The organism is Ruegeria sp. CDSA236 (assembly GCF_059611285.1).
This window is the reverse complement of record NZ_JBXWPG010000009.1, coordinates 73,673-89,688: the sequence shown is the minus strand read 5'-3', so window position 1 is coordinate 89,688 and position 16,016 is coordinate 73,673. Positions and strand designations below refer to the sequence as shown.

Here is a 16,016-nt window from a genome sequence, read left to right as displayed (position 1 = left end):
GCGGTTCCTTCTGTTCACGAGGTTGAAGCCGCGACAAGAACAATCTCGCCCGGCCAATTCGGTTGAATTCGTTCGGCAGCGCGCCAGGCGCGCAATCCGGTAGCACAGCACAATGCCAGCCTTTTGCCCTTATTAGGGTCTATCTGATTCAGATCATCCGGCGATATCCGTTGCGCATCAGGATGTACCGGGCGCGGGGATTCCTCGGGGCTGCGCAGCTCGATGATCTGGTCATCTGTCGTCAGTTGCCCGGCCGAGAGAAACCGGAAACAGCTGTTCGGCTCGGGCGCATCGTCAAAGCGGAAGGCCGTGCTACGGAGTGTCCGACCATCGTATTGAACCATCTGACCCAGCACCGAGGGCGTCAGTCCAAGGATCAGGTTCAACGCCATCTGTGCCTGCATCGCGCCGACCGTCCCGACGACCGAACCCAGAACACCAGCGGTGGCGCAGCTGGCCCCGCTGTCCGGCGCATCCGGGAACAGCGCCCGCAAAGACGGCGCGCCGCCGCAGAAACCTCCGACATAGCCCGACAGCCCAAGCACCGAGGCGCTGATCAGCGGCTTGCCCTGCGCCAAGCAAGTGTCCGAGAGGATATAGCTGGCCGCATAGCTGTCTGCACAATCCAGGATCACATCCGCCTGAGCGACCGAGTTACTGGCATTTTCGCCTGTTAGAGCCTGTTTTTTGCCGCTGACGTCTATGTCCCCATTGATCGCCTTGCACCGTGCCGCCGCACGCTCGGCCTTGGGGTGTCCGCAATCCGCCTCAGAAAACAAGGTCTGCCGATGCAGGTTGGACAGCTCAACCTGATCCCGATCCAGGATCGTGATCTGCCCGACCCCTGCCCCGGCCAGCAATGGCAGGGCCGGGGCAGCCAACCCGCCTGCCCCTACCACCAAGACACGCGCCGAGGACAGTCGGCCCTGCCCTTTTGCCCCAACCTCTGGCAACAGCGTCTGACGGGCATATCGGCTCATCTGGTGACCTCGATCCACTGGCGCAAGCGCGCCTCGGGGTCGGTATTCAGGGTGATATCGGTCACAACCGAGACGATATCCGCCCCCGCCTGCAAGACACCCGGCGCACGTTCGACGCTCATCCCGCCAATGCCAACCAGCGGCGTATCTCCAACACGCGCTTTCCATTCTGCGACGCGGGGCAGACCCTGCTGCTGCCATTTCATCTTTTTCAGGATGGTGGGATAGACCGGGCCAAGCGCCACATAGTCGGGGTCCATGGCCAGCACGCGCTCTAACTCATCATCATCATGGGTGGACACGCCCAGTTTCAAACCCGCCTTGCGGATGGCAATCAAATCGGCCTCGTCCAGATCCTCTTGCCCCAAATGCACCCAGTCACAGCCGGCGTCGATGGCCGCCTGCCAATAGTCATTGACCACCAGAACTGTCCCACTTGCGCGGCACAGGTCACGCGACTTGGCAATCTGGTCACGCACCACATCCATGGGCTGGTCCTTGACCCTCAGCTGTACCAACTTGATGCCCAGCGGCAGCATCCGGCGCAGCCAGTCCGAATGATCGAAGATCGGATAAAACCGGTCGAGTGTCATGACAGAAATGCCTTTCCAATAACCGGGGTCGAAGGTTCCGCCATATCGCGCGCCTCGATCGGGTCGGCCTGATGGGCCAGTTGCCCGGCCTCGATGGCGCGGGCCATTGCGCGGGCCATCAAAACGGGGTCCCCGGCGCGGGCCACAGCAGTGTTCAGCAGTACAGCGTCATAACCCAGCTCCATCGCGTGGGCGGCGTGGCTGGGCAGGCCGATGCCCGCGTCAATCACCAAGGGCACATCCGGGAACTCTGCCCGCATCGCCCGCAGGGCATATTCATTGTTCAGCCCCCGCCCTGACCCGATCGGCGCGCCCCATGGCATCAGCACCTCACACCCGGCGGCAAGCAGCCGTTCGCCAACAATCAGATCGTCGGTCGTATAGGGAAAGACCTGAAACCCGTCGCTGGTCAGAATGCGCGCGGCTTCGACCAGCTGGAACACATCCGGCTGCAGGCTGTCGGTATGGCCGATCAGTTCCAGCTTGATCCACTTGGTATCAAAGACCTCACGCGCCATTTGGGCGGTGGTTACCGCCTCTTTGACCGTATGGCATCCGGCGGTGTTGGGCAGCACCGACACGCCCAGATCGCGGATCATCTGCCAGAATGCCTGCCCCGCCCCTGATTCTCGGCGAAGCGAGACCGTGGCAACACCCGCCCCGCTTTCGCGAAAGGCCTGCTCCAGAATAGCCGGGCTGGGATATTGCGCCGTGCCCAGCATCAGCGGGTTGGCCAATGTGGTTCCGTAAAAGGATTTCATCCTCAGCCCCCCTGCATCGGCGCGACGATTTCGATCCGATCCCCTTCTGCCAAAGCATGGGCAACACGCAGCCCCGAGGGCACGAAATCTTCGTTCACCGCAGTGGCGACACGGCCCGAGTAGCCGCATTCCATCAGCAATTCCGATAAGGTCTCGGCCCGCACCTCGCGCGGCTTGCCATTAAGCACGATCTTCATCGACCATCTCCGAATGTTTGTGTTCAAGCGCCAGATCGGCAACGCCCTGGGCCAGCGCCGGTGCCAACAGATACCCGTGGCGGTACAGCCCGTTGGCGTAAATCGTCCTGCCCCGACGCCGGATCCGAGGCAGATTGTCGGGAAAGGCCGGGCGCAGATCGACGCCGATCTCTAGCACCTCGGCCTCGCCAAAAGCGGGGTTCAACGCATAGGCCGCGCTGAGCAGTTCCAGCATCGAGCGCGCGGTGATGCGGGTTTTATCCTCGGATTCAATCATCGTCGCGCCCAGCATGTAGATGCCATCGCCACGCGGCACGATGTAAAGCGGCATCCGGGGATGCAACAGGCGCACGGGCCGGGTCAGCGTCACATCAGGGCAGCGGATCACCAGCATCTCACCCTTTACGCCCCGAAGATCAGACAAGGCGTCCCGCGCCTGAAGACCACGGCAGTCAATCGCGTTCTCCAACCCAGCAGGGGCGGGTTCGCGATGAAAGGCAACGCCCCGCGCGATAAGATCGTCGAACACATCCTGCAGCGCCTTGCGTGGGTCTATATGGGCTTCGTCCTTGAAATACAGACCGTTGCCGAAACCATGTAGATCAGGCTCTAATGCGGCTAGCTCCTGCTGATCTACCTCATGATACCCCTGCGTTCGACGACCAAACCGACGCAAATCCGGCAAGTCGCGCGCACCGCAAACGACCAAAGTACCGCGCTGATGAACCTTGGTCCGGGTCGCCCACCAGTCAAAAGCACCCTGCCCCAGGCGCAAGACCGGCTCTTCGGCATTTTCGAACTCGCACCACGGGGCCAGCATTCCCCCGGCCCACCAAGAACAGCCATGCGGACCCGGCAGGCCGGCGGGGTCAAAGACTTGCACCCGTGCGCCGCGATGGGCCAATTCGGACGCAACAGCCAAACCGGCCACGCCTGCCCCTATGACAGACCAGATCGTCACGCTGGCCAGACCCGATGGAAATGATGCACCGGACCATGGCCCTGACCCACGCACAGCCCATCAGCCTGGGCGATAGCGCCTTGCAAATAAGCATGTGCCTCTGCCACGGAATCCCGCAAGCTCAGACCTTTGGCCAACCCGGCGGAAATTGACGAGGACAATGTACACCCAGTCCCGTGGGTGTTCTTTGTGTTCCGGCGCTGCGCTGTGAATTCATCCACCAATCCCGAACCGTCGACCAACAGATCATGACATATCTCGCCCTGACCATGCCCGCCTTTCATCAAAACAGACGCGGCCCCCTTTGCGCAAATGGCCTGTCCCTGAACCACCATTTCATCCGGAGACTGCGCTTCGGACTGTCCAAGCAGGCGCGCAGCCTCGGGCAAATTGGGCGTCAGAACAGTCGCGCGTGGTATCAGAAGGTCCATAAGGGTCCGGATTGCGTCACCCGCCAGCAGTGCATCCCCGGATTTCGCTATCATGACAGGGTCCAAAACTATGGGCCCGGCATAGCCCGACAGGGCATCTGCAACGGTCTCGATAATCTCGGGTGTTGCCAGCATGCCGATCTTGATCGCCCCGACATCCAGATCGTTCAGCACGGCGTCGATTTGCGCGCGGATCACACTCAGAGGAATGCCATGAACGGCTGTCACGGCCAGGGTGTTTTGCGCAGTCACCGCCGTAATAACGCTGGCCCCATAAACGCCCAGCGCAGACATCGCCTTGAGGTCCGCCTGAATTCCGGCCCCGCCTCCGCTGTCGGACCCTGCAATGGTCAGGGCAATAGCTGCCATGTCGTTGCTCCATCTTCTAGGGGCAACAACGGAGGATGGAAAACGTCTGTATTCATAAGACCGTTCCCTCCGCCGGTATTGCCCGGATCAGGTTCGATGGGTTGATGCAGCAGCACCTCTCAGCCTTGCGAACAAGGCACCCCAACGGTTGCGCGGACCATCTCAGGCGCGGCGACAATAATCAAGCGAAGAATTACGAGGCTCTGCCTCGCGCTCCGAGGTATTTTTGGCCAGATGAAATGCGGATCACCCGCTTCATCTGGCCCTAGATACCTCGGGGGAGTCGCGGGGGGGCAGCGCCCCCCTTTTTTGGGAAAAGACTTCAGCCCTTCATCCCGTCCCAAAAGGATTTGACGGAGGAGAAAAAGCTGTTGGATTCCGGGTGATTATCTTCACCCAGGTCGTCGAACTCGCGCAGCAGCTCTTTCTGGCGGTTGGTGAGGTTTACCGGAGTTTCCACGGCCAGCTCAATGAACATATCTCCAACACCGCCGCCGCGCAGGGCTGGCATGCCCTTGCCGCGCAGGCGCATCTGGCGACCCGATTGGCTGCCCGCTGGAATCTGCACACGCCCGCGGCCACCGTCGATGGTCGGAACTTCGATCGAACCACCAAGCGCGGCTTTGGCCATGCTGACCGGCACGCGGCAATAGAGGTTCACGCTGTCACGCTCGAACAGCCTGTGATCTGAGACCTCTACAAAGATGTATAGATCACCCGGAGGGCCACCGCGCATTCCAGCCTCGCCTTCACCGGCCAGACGAATGCGCGTGCCGGTTTCGACACCGGCTGGAATGTTAACGGACAAGGCGCGTTCTTTTTCAACACGGCCCGCACCCTGACAGGATTTGCAGGGGTTCTTGACGATTTGACCTAGGCCCGAACAGGTCGGACAGCTGCGTTCTACTGTGAAAAAGCCTTGTTGCGCACGCACCTTGCCCATACCCGAACAGGTCGGACAGGTGGTGGGCTCAACACCGCCTTCAGCCCCGGATCCGTCGCAGGACGAACAGGCAACCGCTGCCGGGACATTGATGGTTTTCTGCTGACCTGAATACGCCTCTTCCAGCGAGACGCGCAGGTTATAGCGCAGATCCGAACCGCGTGCGGCACGACGTCCACCGCCCCCGCTCCGTTGGCCACCCATGAAATCGCCGAACAGGTCGTCGAACACATCCGAGAATGCACTGGAAAAGTCGCCCTGACCAAAGCCAGCGCCAGGTCGGCCACCGCCGCCCATGCCATTTTCGAATGCGGCATGACCGAACCTGTCATAAGCCGCCTTGCGTTCAGCATCTTTCAGGACGTCATAGGCCTCGTTCGCTTCTTTGAACTGTGCCTCTGACTCCGGATTGTCCTTGTTGCGGTCGGGATGCAATTCTTTGGCCTTCTTGCGAAAGCCTTTCTTGATCTCGTCCGCTGATGCACCCTTGGATACGCCGAGCACATCGTAATAGTCGCGTTTTGACATCAGTATTTCCTTCTGCCTCAACGTAATCGGGCCGGCCCGGTGACCGGACCGGCCCGAATTGGCCCGGTTACCCGTTAGCTACGCTTGTCGTTGTCCAGATCTTCGAACTCGGCATCGACGATGTCATCCTCGCCCGGTGCAGCATCCGCAGCGGCAGGTTCATCTTCGCCGTCTTCAGCTTGCGCTTTGTAGATGGCTTCGCCCAGCTTCATGGCCGCTTCGGTAACGTTCTGGATGCCCGACTTGATCTTGTCGGCATTCTCGGTTTCCAGCTCGTCTTTCAGCGCGGCAATCGCCAGCTCGATGGCTTCGATAGTTGTTGGATCAACCTTGTCGGCATGTTCTTCCATCGACTTTTCTGTCGAGTGGATCAGGCTTTCCGCCTGGTTCTTTGCGTCGACCAGCTCGCGGCGTTCCTTGTCGGCCTCCGCGTTCTCTTCGGCGTCCTTGACCATCTTTTCGATGTCCTCGTCGGACAGGCCGCCCGATGCCTGGATGGTGATCTTCTGCTCTTTGCCGGTGCCTTTGTCCTTGGCCGAAACCGAGACGATGCCGTTGGCGTCAATGTCAAAAGTCACCTCGATCTGCGGCATGCCGCGCGGTGCTGGCGGGATATCTTCGAGGTTGAACTGACCCAGGATCTTGTTGTCCGCAGCCATTTCACGTTCCCCTTGGAAACAGCGAATGGTCACCGCGTTCTGGTTGTCTTCGGCGGTCGAGAAGACCTGAGACTTTTTCGTCGGGATCGTGGTGTTGCGGTCGATCAGTCGGGTGAACACACCACCCAGCGTTTCGATACCTAGCGACAGCGGTGTCACGTCCAGCAGAACAACGTCTTTGACGTCACCCTGCAGAACACCGGCCTGAATGGCGGCGCCCATGGCAACCACTTCGTCCGGGTTCACACCTTTGTGCGGCTCTTTACCGAAGAATTTAGTGACCTCTTCGATCACTTTCGGCATCCGAGTCATACCACCGACCAGAACAACCTCGTCTACATCGCCAGCCGACAGGCCAGCATCTTTCAGAGCAGCCGCGCAGGGCTTCATCGACTTCTTGATCAGATCACCAACCAGCGATTCCAGCTTGGCACGGGTCAGTTTCATGACCATGTGCAGCGGCTGGCCGTTGGCGCCCATCGAGATGAACGGCTGGTTGATCTCGGTTTGTGAGGTCGAGGACAGTTCGATCTTGGCTTTTTCCGCAGCTTCTTTCAGACGCTGCAGCGCCATCTTGTCCTGGGACAGATCGACACCGTGTTCCTTTTTGAACTCATCCGCCAGGTAGTTGACGATGCGCATGTCAAAGTCTTCACCACCCAGGAAGGTGTCGCCATTGGTCGATTTAACCTCGAACAACCCGTCGTCGATTTCCAGAATGGTTACGTCGAAGGTGCCGCCACCAAGGTCATAAACCGCGATGGTTTGGGTTTCTTCCTTGTCCAGACCATAGGCCAGAGCGGCAGCTGTCGGTTCGTTGATGATCCGCAGCACTTCCAGGCCGGCGATTTTACCGGCATCTTTGGTCGCCTGACGCTGTGCGTCGTTGAAATAGGCCGGAACGGTGATAACGGCTTGTGTGACTTCCTCACCCAAGTAGCTTTCAGCGGTTTCCTTCATCTTGCCCAGAGTGAAGGCCGAAATCTGGCTTGGGGAGTACTTTTCACCGCGGGCTTCGACCCACGCGTCGCCATTGCCGCCATCAACGATGGCGTATGGTACCATTTTCTTGTCTTTTTCGACTTCGGCATCATCTACACGACGACCGATCAGGCGTTTGACGCCAAAAACCGTGTTGTCAGGGTTGGTGACCGCCTGGCGTTTCGCAGGCTGACCGACCAGTCGCTCATCTTCGGTGAAGGCGACGATCGAGGGCGTGGTCCGCGCCCCTTCGGCGTTTTCGATGACCTTCGGCTGCGAGCCGTCCATGATGGCAACGCACGAGTTGGTGGTGCCGAGGTCAATCCCGATTACTTTTCCCATATGTTCAATCCCTTTCTCTTCAAGGCGATGTCCCGAGGCCCGACCCGTTATGGCATCTGGCCCCGATCTGATTTGCGCAATGGTCCTACACCATCGCGCGTCCCGGCGTATATAAGGACGGGAACAGGGGCCTGCAAGCATTCACAAATGCAGGTTTTCAGGAATCTGCAGCCTTTTTAGCAAGGTTTTGGCAAGGATTGAGGAATCTGGAATGGCGCGGCTGCTTTTACGCGGTTTTGAAATCAGGAAAGCTTACCTTGACGGAGCTGCCCAGGCACAGCTGATCACGCTGTTGCGTCCGATTCTGAAATCAGCACCTTTGTTCCGCCCGACCACCCCTTCGGGCAAGGAAATGTCTGTTCGCATGACCTCGGCCGGGGCGCTGGGTTGGGTCACTGACAAGAACGGGTACAGGTACCAGCCGCACCATCCAAAGGGCATGGAATGGCCCACCATTCCAGACTTCATTCTGGATATCTGGCGCGATCTTGCCAGCCCCGAACGTGACCCCGACTGTTGCTTGGTCAACTACTATGGCGAAGGGGCGCGAATGGGCCTGCATCAGGATAAGGACGAGGCCGATTTTTCCTGGCCGGTCCTTTCGATCTCATTAGGTGACGACGCGTTGTTCCGCATTGGCAACACGACCCGAGGGGGCAAAACGGAATCGATCTGGCTTGGCTCGGGTGATGTTGTTGTGATGGGCGGACCTGCGCGCCTGACCTATCACGGGGTAGATCGCATTCGTTTCGGGTCTTCAAAACTGTTGCCAAAGGGCGGGCGGATCAACCTGACCTTACGCGTGGCGGGTTAACGGCGTGCGCTCCAGCTTTGCGACACATGCTGGCGGGTAAAGAAAATTCCAAGCAAGCCGATCAACAACAGAGCCAACCCGACCCAGACAGGATATTCCCAGTTGGTATTGCGCGGATAGTAATTTCGAAAAACGAAACCCCGACACTGGTCGATAATGTGAAACAACGGATTCCAGGCGAACATGGTCAACATGAACCCGCCCAGCGCATTGCCGACGAACATTTTTCCCGAGAACACCATATTCAGGCGCCGGTAAATCGTGCTCATGATCGTCGCAGTGGTCGGAAACCAGGGCTTGATCGCCATGAACACCACGCCGACCGCACAGCCCGTGAACCAGGCCAGCATCAGCATGGCAAAGGCGCCACCGGGCTCCTGAATTTCCAGCGGAGCAACCGATACGCTGTAGACAAACAGGATGATGACGATTGTCAAAACCTGAGTATACAGCGACCCGAAAGCGGCAGCCATAAGCACGACCATCATGTTCATCGGCGAATGCAGCATCATCGGGTTATTACCCGTGTCCACTCCGGAAACCGAACCGACGGCTTTAATGTGCGTTAGAAACAGGAAAACCCCAGACAGCAGATACAGAATGAACTCACCCCGGATTTTGGCAACGCGCGCGCCAAGAAGGGACATGATCACGTAAAACACACTCACCAGCACCAGAACCTGGAAAATATTGATAAGCACCGAAAGCACGGCATTGCTGTGTTGAGATCGGACATTCCGGACCACGGCGTGAAACACCAGTTCCGCCGTCGTAAACGCACCGCCTATAAGCGACCGGTTTCGCTTGTAATAAAACACCCGAAGCGTCTTTCCTGTATTATTGCCTGCAATCTGGCACGAAATTCTTGCCGTTCCGTAACCAGCACAGCATAAGGCCGTCAGGTTATTCGATCAACAAATCACAGGAACGGAGCTTTTTTGTGACCTATGATGCCCTCATCCCCGTCATCCGACGTCTGGCCCTGGAAGCGGGCGATACGATCATGGACATCTATAACTCGGATGAGTTTGACGTGAAGGTCAAATCCGATGCCAGCCCCGTGACCGAAGCAGATGAGGCCGCCGATGCGCTGATCTCGGCCGGTCTGCGCGTGGCGTTCCCCGATATCCTGCTGGTGACTGAGGAACAGGCCGCCTCGCATTCTGAAAAAGGCGATACGTTCCTGATCGTTGATCCGCTGGATGGCACCAAAGAGTTCATCAACCGGCGCGGCGATTTCACCGTTAATATCGCGCTGGTCGAAAACGGCACCCCAACGCGTGGCGTGGTTTATGCGCCAGCCCGCGGCCGGATGTTCTATACTTTGGCCGACGGGCAATCGGTCGAGGAAACCGGCGCGCTGGACAAGGATCAACCCGGCGCCGTGGCTCCGATTTCGGTCTCTGATCCAGACAATTCCGCGCTTTTGGTCGTGGCCTCGAAGTCACATCGTGACCAGGCGACCGACGATTACATCAACAAATATCAAGTGCAGGACAGCAAAAGCGCGGGCTCGTCGCTGAAATTCTGCCTGATTGCGACGGGCGAGGCAGATATCTATCCCCGCGTTGGCCGCACGATGGAATGGGATACCGCAGCAGGTCACGCCGTGCTGACAGGTGCGGGCGGCAAAGTTGTCCGGTTCGACAATCATGCGCCGCTGACCTATGGCAAGGACGGCTATGCAAACCCGTTCTTTATCGCCTACGCTCCGGGTGTAGACCTGAAGGAGGCCTGATGTCCGTTCTGATCGCCATTCCCGCCCGCTACGCCTCGACCCGCTATCCGGGCAAACCTCTGGTGCCGCTCACCGGGGCCAGTGGCAATGCAATGACTCTGATCGAGCGGTCATGGCGCGCTGCCAGTTCGGTCTCGGGCGTGGACCGCGTTGTGGTTGCCACCGATGACGACCGCATTCGCGAGGTGGCCGAAGGGTTCGGGGCCGAGGTTGTGATGACCTCGGAAACCTGTGGCAATGGCACCGAACGCTGCGCCGAAGCGCATGATGTGCTGGGGGCAAGCTATGACATCGTGGTGAACCTGCAGGGCGATGCACCGCTGACCCCGCATTGGTTCGTCGAAGATCTGATCACCGGTCTGCGTGCCGCACCCAAGGCTGGGGTGGCCACTCCGGTTCTGCGCTGCGACGGCGATGCGCTCAACAGCCTGCTGAATGACCGCAAACACGGGCGCGTCGGTGGAACAACCGCCGTTTTCGCCGCTGATCACGGCGCGATGTATTTCTCGAAAGAGGTCGTGCCCTTTACTTCACAGACTTATGCGGGTGGGGAGGAAACGCCGGTGTTTCACCATGTCGGCGTCTATGCCTACCGCCCTGACGCGCTGGCGGCTTATCCGTCCTGGCCTGTCGGTCCATTAGAGCAGCTGGAAGGGCTGGAACAGCTGCGTTTCATGGAAAACGGGCGTAAGGTTCTGTGTGTTGAAGTCGAATCCAAAGGCCGCCAGTTCTGGGAACTAAACAATCCGCAGGACGTTCCCAAACTTGAAGAGATGATGGCCGCGATGGGGCTGGACTGAGTGCCGCAGGCTGTCGCACCCTGAAAAACCGGAATAACGGGATCTGATATGACACATATCCTTGTAACCGGCGGTGCCGGATATATCGGATCCCATGCCTGCAAGGCGCTGGCGCTGGCCGGGTACACACCTGTCACCTATGACAACCTGATCACCGGCTGGCAGGACGCGGTCAAATTTGGCCCGTTCGAACAGGGTGATCTGCTGGATCGGGCGCGGCTGGATGAGGTTTTCGCCAAGTATCAGCCCGCCGCCGTGATGCATTTTGCAGCGCTCAGCCAGGTGGGTGAGGCGATGTCTGAACCCGGAAGATATTGGGCGAACAATGTCACCGGTTCGCTGACCCTGATCGAGGCCGCCGTGGCGGCTGGATGTCTGGATTTCGTGTTTTCGTCGACCTGCGCCACCTATGGCGAACATGACAATGTGGTCCTGGACGAAAACACCCTGCAAAACCCGCTGAACGCTTACGGCGCCTCCAAACGCGCGATCGAGGATATCCTGCGTGATTTCCAGGCCGCTCACGGGATGAACCACGTGATTTTTCGCTACTTCAACGTGGCTGGCGCCGATCCGGACGGAGAGGTAGGCGAATTCCACCGCCCCGAGACCCATCTGGTTCCGCTGATGTTGGATGCGATTGACGGCAAGCGCGACGGGCTGACTGTGTTCGGAACCGACTATGACACGCCCGATGGCACCTGTATCCGCGATTACGTGCATGTCTGCGATCTGGTTGACGCGCATGTTCTGGGGCTGCGCTGGCTGGAACAGGGCAAAGACAGTCGCGTTTTCAACCTGGGCACCGGGTCCGGCTTTTCAGTGATGGAGGTGATCGAACAGTCGAAATCCGTCACCAATCGCGCAGTGCCCTATACAATCGGTCCACGCCGCGCCGGAGATTGCACCAAGCTGGTTTCGGGCTCGGACAGGGCCGGGCAAGAACTGGGCTGGTCCCCCAAAAGGTCCGTGTTAGAGACGATGATTGCCGATGCCTGGCGCTGGCATCAGAACGGGCATTACGACAGATGAGGGCCGCGTGAGCGATACCCTGCCGCCAATCGGATGGGTGCAACGCTATCGCTTGCGCCTGAAACGCAGGCGGCTGTTGTGGCGATCCTTTCGCAGCCGCCATCAGTTAACCCAACTGGTCGACCGAACCGACCAGATACGCCCGGGTGCGATACTGGTCTTTACCACCCTGCGAAATGAAATCACGCGCCTGCCCTGGTATTTCCATCACTACCGGTCGCTGGGCGTTGATCATTTTCTGATCGTGGACAACGGCAGCGATGATGGCTCGGTCGCATATCTGAAAGATCAACCGGATGTATCCTTGTGGCAAACCGATGCCAGCTATCGCGCCTCACGATACGGGCTGGATTGGCTGACCTGGCTACAGATGCGATTTGGTCACGGCCATTGGACTTTGATGGTGGATGCGGATGAGTTGCTTATCTATCCCGAATGGGACAGCCATCTGCTGCAGGATTTGACCCAACAGCTAGAGGTGCAGGGGCGCGACGCTTTCGGAGCCTTGATGTTGGACCTGTACCCCAAAGATCAGCTCGGCACACAGCCCTATGACCCCGGGACCGACCCGACCAAAGTTTTGGGCTGGTTTGATCCAGGCCCGTTGCGCGCCAATCGGCAATCGCCGCTGGGCAATCTCTGGGTTCAGGGCGGTGCACGGGAACGTGTGTTTTTTGCTGACCGGCCCGAGCGGTCACCAACTTTAAACAAAATACCGCTGGTACGCTGGTCGCGGCACTATGCTTACGTGAACTCCTGCCATTCCGCCCTGCCCCGAGGTTTGAACGCCACATATGACGGACCGGGGAGCCACGGCCCTTCAGGCGTGTTGCTGCACACAAAGTTCCTGCCCGAGGTGGTCATCAAATCAAGAATCGAGAAAACCCGAGCGCAGCATTTTCACGACCCGGCGGAGTTCGACAGCTATTATGACGGCATAATTAACCGCCCGATCATGTGGGATCCACAATCAGTGGAATATATCGGATGGCGCCAACTGTGTGAGCTTGGCTTGATGGGCAAAACTGACTGGTAAAACAACGTTTCGGACTAACTACTTTTAAATGCGTTGCTTCATTAGATGGTAAAGTGGCATAAAATGGCATTCGCCCGGCTCCACTCTGGCTTGTTCAGGCCCCGGGTATGCTCGCGTATAAACAAAGGTTGGGCAGTCGCGTGAGCCTGTTGGATTCATACCGAATGAGATTGCGGCGCAAGCGCCGCCTGTTGCGTTGCGTTCGCAAACGGCGCGAATTAGAAGCGGTTTCCGACAAAACCAACGCCATTCAACCCGGTGACATCCTGTTGATGAGCGTTGTGCGAAACGAAAAAATCCGCCTGCCCTATTTTCTGGAATATTACCGAAAACTTGGCGTTGATCGTTTTTTGTTTGTGGACAACAACAGCGACGACGGCACCCGCGAGTTTCTGAGTCGTCAGCCGGACGTATCGGTCTGGCAGTCCAACGGCAGCTATAAGCGGGCCACATATGGCACTGATTGGTCGAACTATCTGCTGCGCAAATACGCCGATGGGCACTGGGTTCTGACGGTCGATCCGGATGAGTTCTTCATCTATCCGTTCTGCGACACGCGGCCCATTCGTGCCCTGACCGACTGGCTTGATGGCTGTGCCGTCCGCAGTTTCGGCACCATGCTGATCGACATGTACCCGCAGGGCCCGGTAGATGCCGAACCCTATCGTGAGGGGCAAGACCCCTTCGAGATTGCCCGTTGGTTCGATGCCGGGAATTATGTGATCAGCAAAAACCCTGAATACGGGAATCTCTGGATACAGGGTGGGCCGCGCGCCCGTGTCTTTTTCCGCCAGGCTCCGGAAAAGGCGCCTGCGTTGAACAAGATACCGCTGGTCAAGTGGGACCGTCGGTATGTCTATGTCAGTTCGACCCATTCGCTGCTGCCACGCGGGCTGAACCAAGTCTATGACGATTGGGGTGGCGAAAAAACCAGCGGGGCGTTGCTGCATGCCAAGCTGATCAACACCTTGGGCGACAAGGCACATGAAGAGATGGAGCGGCGTCAGCACTATCGCGGGTCCGGCGAATATCGCGCCTATGCCGAAGGGCTGAACGACCGTCCGGTGTTTTGGTGCGACTGGTCCGAGGCTTATATAAACTGGCGACAGCTTGAGATTCTTGGCCTCATGTCGAAAGGGAACTGGGCATGAGCAGCCTTGGCGTCATCATGCTGGTGCATGCCGCGCTTCCAAGGGCGCAACAGGTCGCGCGCCATTGGGCGGCATCCGGCTGCCCGGTGGTGATCCATGTCGACCGCAAGGTTGCGGACACTGTTTTTGATGACTTTGTAGCCTCCTGTGCGGACGAACCTCTGATCCGGTTCTCGGAGCGCCACACCTGCAACTGGGGCGGTTGGGGCATTGTTGCAGCCTCGCAATCAGCGGCTGAACTGATGCTGAAGGCCTTTCCCGATGTACACCATATCTTTCTGGCCTCGGGCGCCTGCCTGCCGCTACGGCCCGTCGATGAGCTGGCCACATATCTAGCGGAACGGCCCCGTGTCGACTTTATCGAAAGCGCGACAACAGCTGATGTAAGCTGGACGATTGGCGGACTGGATCAGGAACGATTTACTCTGAGATTTCCGTTCTCGTGGCGTAAACAGCGCAAATTGTTCGACGCTTACGTAAAGCTACAGCGGACCATCGGAATCCGACGGTCGATACCCGAAGGTCTGGTGCCGCATATGGGCAGTCAATGGTGGTGCCTGACCCGTCAAACGCTGTCGGCCATTCTGCAAGATCCCAAACGCAAAACATATGACCGCTATTTCCGGCGCGTCTGGATTCCCGACGAAAGCTATTTTCAGACCCTAACCCGGCTTTATTCAACACATATCGAAAGTCGCTCCCTGACGCTGTCCAAATTTGATTATCAAGGTCGCCCGCATATCTTTTATGACGATCATCTACAGCTATTGCGACGGTCGGACTGTTTTGTAGCACGCAAGATCTGGCCCCAGGCCAATCGGCTTTATCAGGCGTTTCTGACCAACCAGGCACAGGCGATGAAGCCTACAGAACCCAACCCGGGCAAGATCGACCGGTTATTCTCGAAAGCGGTCGAGCGCAGGACTCGAGGCCGGGATGGCCTGTATATGCAAAGCCGCTTTCCCCGCCACGGCAGCGAGAACGGACTGACGTCGTTCCCCTATTCGGTATTCCAAGGGTTTACCGAACTGTTCGCAGATTTCGAGCCCTGGCTGTCGGAAGCCACCGGAACAAAGGTCCACGGTCACCTCTTCGGTCCCGAACGTGCGGAATTCGCCGGCGGGGCGCCTCTGGTCAACGGCGCACTAAGCGATTGTGCCAGCCTGCGGGACTATAACCCTACAGCGTTTCTGTCGAACCTGATCTGGAATACTCGGGGCGAGAGGCAGTGCTTTCAATTTGGCCCCACGGATACGCAGGACATCAACTGGTTTCTGGCGCGCGACAGAAATGCGCAGATTTCCGTTGTCACAGGCGCCTGGGCCATTCCCCTGTTCCGTTCGAATGGAAATTTCGCGGATATCCGTAACGAAGCCGCCCGCCTGCAACAAATCGAGACCAAACAGCTTGAGGTTTTAACTTCGGTCTGGACCAAGGCCAATGTGCGCACCTGGTCGCTGGCCGAGTTTGTGGAATCTCCGATGGAGCCTCTGCAATCCATTCTGGAAGAAACCGGATGCCAGAACCCCAGCCACCTGACCCAAGCCCCTACGATGGTTGACCTGTCCGGGTTCGGGAAGTTCCTGCAAAACCTGAAGAACCAGGGTATGCACCCTTATCTTATGGGAGATTTTCCAGCCGATGACATTTTTGGCCGGCAACTCAGGCCTTATCGAAAACCATATCTGGTGCAATAGCGT

The 16,016-nt window shown here is 58.2% G+C and carries 16 protein-coding genes and 1 riboswitch; of the genes, 7 read left to right on the top strand and 9 right to left on the bottom strand.

The window, feature by feature from the left end:
• Nucleotides 1–14 precede the first annotated feature (14 nt).
• From AC2FLB_RS14835 to dnaK, 8 genes are all read right to left on the bottom strand, one after another.
• Nucleotides 15–980 carry a ThiF family adenylyltransferase gene (locus AC2FLB_RS14835; protein WP_496709525.1) on the bottom strand — a complete coding sequence of 322 codons (966 nt, stop codon included), beginning with the start codon at nucleotides 978–980 and terminating at the stop codon, nucleotides 15–17.
• Nucleotides 977–1,573, bottom strand: a complete 597-nt coding sequence (locus tag AC2FLB_RS14830) for a thiamine phosphate synthase (RefSeq protein WP_496709524.1) — start codon at nucleotides 1,571–1,573, stop codon at nucleotides 977–979. The genes AC2FLB_RS14835 and AC2FLB_RS14830 overlap by 4 nt, the downstream gene beginning before the upstream one ends.
• A complete protein-coding gene (locus AC2FLB_RS14825; RefSeq protein WP_496709523.1) occupies nucleotides 1,570–2,334 on the bottom strand; it encodes a thiazole synthase in 765 nt (254 codons plus the stop codon). The genes AC2FLB_RS14830 and AC2FLB_RS14825 overlap by 4 nt, the downstream gene beginning before the upstream one ends.
• 2 nt (nucleotides 2,335–2,336) lie before the next feature.
• A complete protein-coding gene (gene thiS / locus AC2FLB_RS14820; protein WP_496703224.1) occupies nucleotides 2,337–2,531 on the bottom strand; it encodes a sulfur carrier protein ThiS in 195 nt (64 codons plus the stop codon).
• Entirely contained in the window at nucleotides 2,515–3,492 is a 978-nt protein-coding gene (locus AC2FLB_RS14815; RefSeq protein WP_496709569.1) for an FAD-dependent oxidoreductase, read from the bottom strand. Before AC2FLB_RS14815 ends, thiS begins: the two co-directional genes overlap by 17 nt.
• A complete protein-coding gene (gene thiD, locus AC2FLB_RS14810; protein ID WP_281973406.1) occupies nucleotides 3,489–4,292 on the bottom strand; it encodes a bifunctional hydroxymethylpyrimidine kinase/phosphomethylpyrimidine kinase in 804 nt (267 codons plus the stop codon). Before thiD ends, AC2FLB_RS14815 begins: the two co-directional genes overlap by 4 nt.
• Before the next feature lie 47 nt (nucleotides 4,293–4,339).
• A riboswitch (TPP riboswitch) is annotated at nucleotides 4,340–4,446 on the bottom strand.
• Between the two features lie 168 nt (nucleotides 4,447–4,614).
• A complete protein-coding gene (gene dnaJ / locus AC2FLB_RS14805) occupies nucleotides 4,615–5,763 on the bottom strand; it encodes a molecular chaperone DnaJ (RefSeq protein ID WP_496709521.1) in 1,149 nt (382 codons plus the stop codon).
• 74 nt (nucleotides 5,764–5,837) lie between these two features.
• Nucleotides 5,838–7,745 (bottom strand): molecular chaperone DnaK, encoded by a 1,908-nt coding sequence (gene dnaK, locus AC2FLB_RS14800; RefSeq protein WP_281973405.1) that lies wholly within the window; start codon nucleotides 7,743–7,745, stop codon nucleotides 5,838–5,840.
• Nucleotides 7,746–7,956: 211 nt separating this feature from the next.
• Here dnaK and AC2FLB_RS14795 point away from each other — a divergent pair, with 211 nt between their 5' ends.
• On the top strand, nucleotides 7,957–8,559 hold the full coding sequence (locus AC2FLB_RS14795; protein WP_496709520.1) for an alpha-ketoglutarate-dependent dioxygenase AlkB family protein: 603 nt from the start codon (nucleotides 7,957–7,959) through the stop codon (nucleotides 8,557–8,559).
• Here the strand turns inward: AC2FLB_RS14795 and AC2FLB_RS14790 are convergent.
• Entirely contained in the window at nucleotides 8,556–9,377 is an 822-nt protein-coding gene (locus AC2FLB_RS14790; protein WP_496692621.1) for an ABC transporter permease, read from the bottom strand. The genes AC2FLB_RS14795 and AC2FLB_RS14790 overlap by 4 nt on opposite strands.
• Nucleotides 9,378–9,499: 122 nt before the next feature.
• On the opposite strand from AC2FLB_RS14790, the gene cysQ reads away from it, so the two are divergent.
• The 6 genes from cysQ (at nucleotide 9,500) to AC2FLB_RS14760 (ending at nucleotide 16,013) form a co-directional block, all read left to right on the top strand.
• Nucleotides 9,500–10,297, top strand: coding sequence for a 3'(2'),5'-bisphosphate nucleotidase CysQ (gene cysQ, locus AC2FLB_RS14785; protein ID WP_496702870.1), 798 nt, complete (start codon nucleotides 9,500–9,502; stop codon nucleotides 10,295–10,297).
• Nucleotides 10,297–11,097: a 3-deoxy-manno-octulosonate cytidylyltransferase family protein gene (locus AC2FLB_RS14780; protein WP_496692620.1), complete on the top strand. Its 801-nt coding sequence runs from the start codon at nucleotides 10,297–10,299 to the stop codon at nucleotides 11,095–11,097. Before cysQ ends, AC2FLB_RS14780 begins: the two co-directional genes overlap by 1 nt.
• A gap of 48 nt (nucleotides 11,098–11,145) precedes the next feature.
• The gene (gene galE, locus AC2FLB_RS14775) at nucleotides 11,146–12,129 is read left to right on the top strand and encodes a UDP-glucose 4-epimerase GalE (protein ID WP_496703229.1); all 984 of its coding nucleotides are present in this window, start codon (nucleotides 11,146–11,148) and stop codon (nucleotides 12,127–12,129) included.
• Entirely contained in the window at nucleotides 12,089–13,165 is a 1,077-nt protein-coding gene (locus AC2FLB_RS14770) for a glycosyltransferase family 2 protein (RefSeq protein WP_496709519.1), read from the top strand. Before galE ends, AC2FLB_RS14770 begins: the two co-directional genes overlap by 41 nt.
• Before the next feature lie 164 nt (nucleotides 13,166–13,329).
• Nucleotides 13,330–14,316: a glycosyltransferase family 2 protein gene (locus tag AC2FLB_RS14765; protein ID WP_496709518.1), complete on the top strand. Its 987-nt coding sequence runs from the start codon at nucleotides 13,330–13,332 to the stop codon at nucleotides 14,314–14,316.
• Nucleotides 14,313–16,013 carry a DUF5927 domain-containing protein gene (locus AC2FLB_RS14760; RefSeq protein ID WP_496709517.1) on the top strand — a complete coding sequence of 567 codons (1,701 nt, stop codon included), beginning with the start codon at nucleotides 14,313–14,315 and terminating at the stop codon, nucleotides 16,011–16,013. Before AC2FLB_RS14765 ends, AC2FLB_RS14760 begins: the two co-directional genes overlap by 4 nt.
• The last annotated feature ends 3 nt before the right edge of the window (nucleotides 16,014–16,016 follow it).

Coding starts and splice junctions, on each gene's coding strand:
- AC2FLB_RS14780 (WP_496692620.1), top strand. CDS start 10,297: ATGTCCGTTCTGATCGCCATTCCCGCCCGCTACGCCTCGACCCGCTAT.
- AC2FLB_RS14825 (WP_496709523.1), bottom strand. CDS start 2,334: ATGAAATCCTTTTACGGAACCACATTGGCCAACCCGCTGATGCTGGGC.
- thiD (WP_281973406.1), bottom strand. CDS start 4,292: ATGGCAGCTATTGCCCTGACCATTGCAGGGTCCGACAGCGGAGGCGGG.
- AC2FLB_RS14770 (WP_496709519.1), top strand. CDS start 12,089: ATGCCTGGCGCTGGCATCAGAACGGGCATTACGACAGATGAGGGCCGC.
- AC2FLB_RS14765 (WP_496709518.1), top strand. CDS start 13,330: ATGAGATTGCGGCGCAAGCGCCGCCTGTTGCGTTGCGTTCGCAAACGG.
- dnaK (WP_281973405.1), bottom strand. CDS start 7,745: ATGGGAAAAGTAATCGGGATTGACCTCGGCACCACCAACTCGTGCGTT.
- AC2FLB_RS14760 (WP_496709517.1), top strand. CDS start 14,313: ATGAGCAGCCTTGGCGTCATCATGCTGGTGCATGCCGCGCTTCCAAGG.
- dnaJ (WP_496709521.1), bottom strand. CDS start 5,763: ATGTCAAAACGCGACTATTACGATGTGCTCGGCGTATCCAAGGGTGCA.
- galE (WP_496703229.1), top strand. CDS start 11,146: ATGACACATATCCTTGTAACCGGCGGTGCCGGATATATCGGATCCCAT.
- AC2FLB_RS14795 (WP_496709520.1), top strand. CDS start 7,957: ATGGCGCGGCTGCTTTTACGCGGTTTTGAAATCAGGAAAGCTTACCTT.
- AC2FLB_RS14830 (WP_496709524.1), bottom strand. CDS start 1,573: ATGACACTCGACCGGTTTTATCCGATCTTCGATCATTCGGACTGGCTG.
- AC2FLB_RS14835 (WP_496709525.1), bottom strand. CDS start 980: ATGAGCCGATATGCCCGTCAGACGCTGTTGCCAGAGGTTGGGGCAAAA.
- thiS (WP_496703224.1), bottom strand. CDS start 2,531: ATGAAGATCGTGCTTAATGGCAAGCCGCGCGAGGTGCGGGCCGAGACC.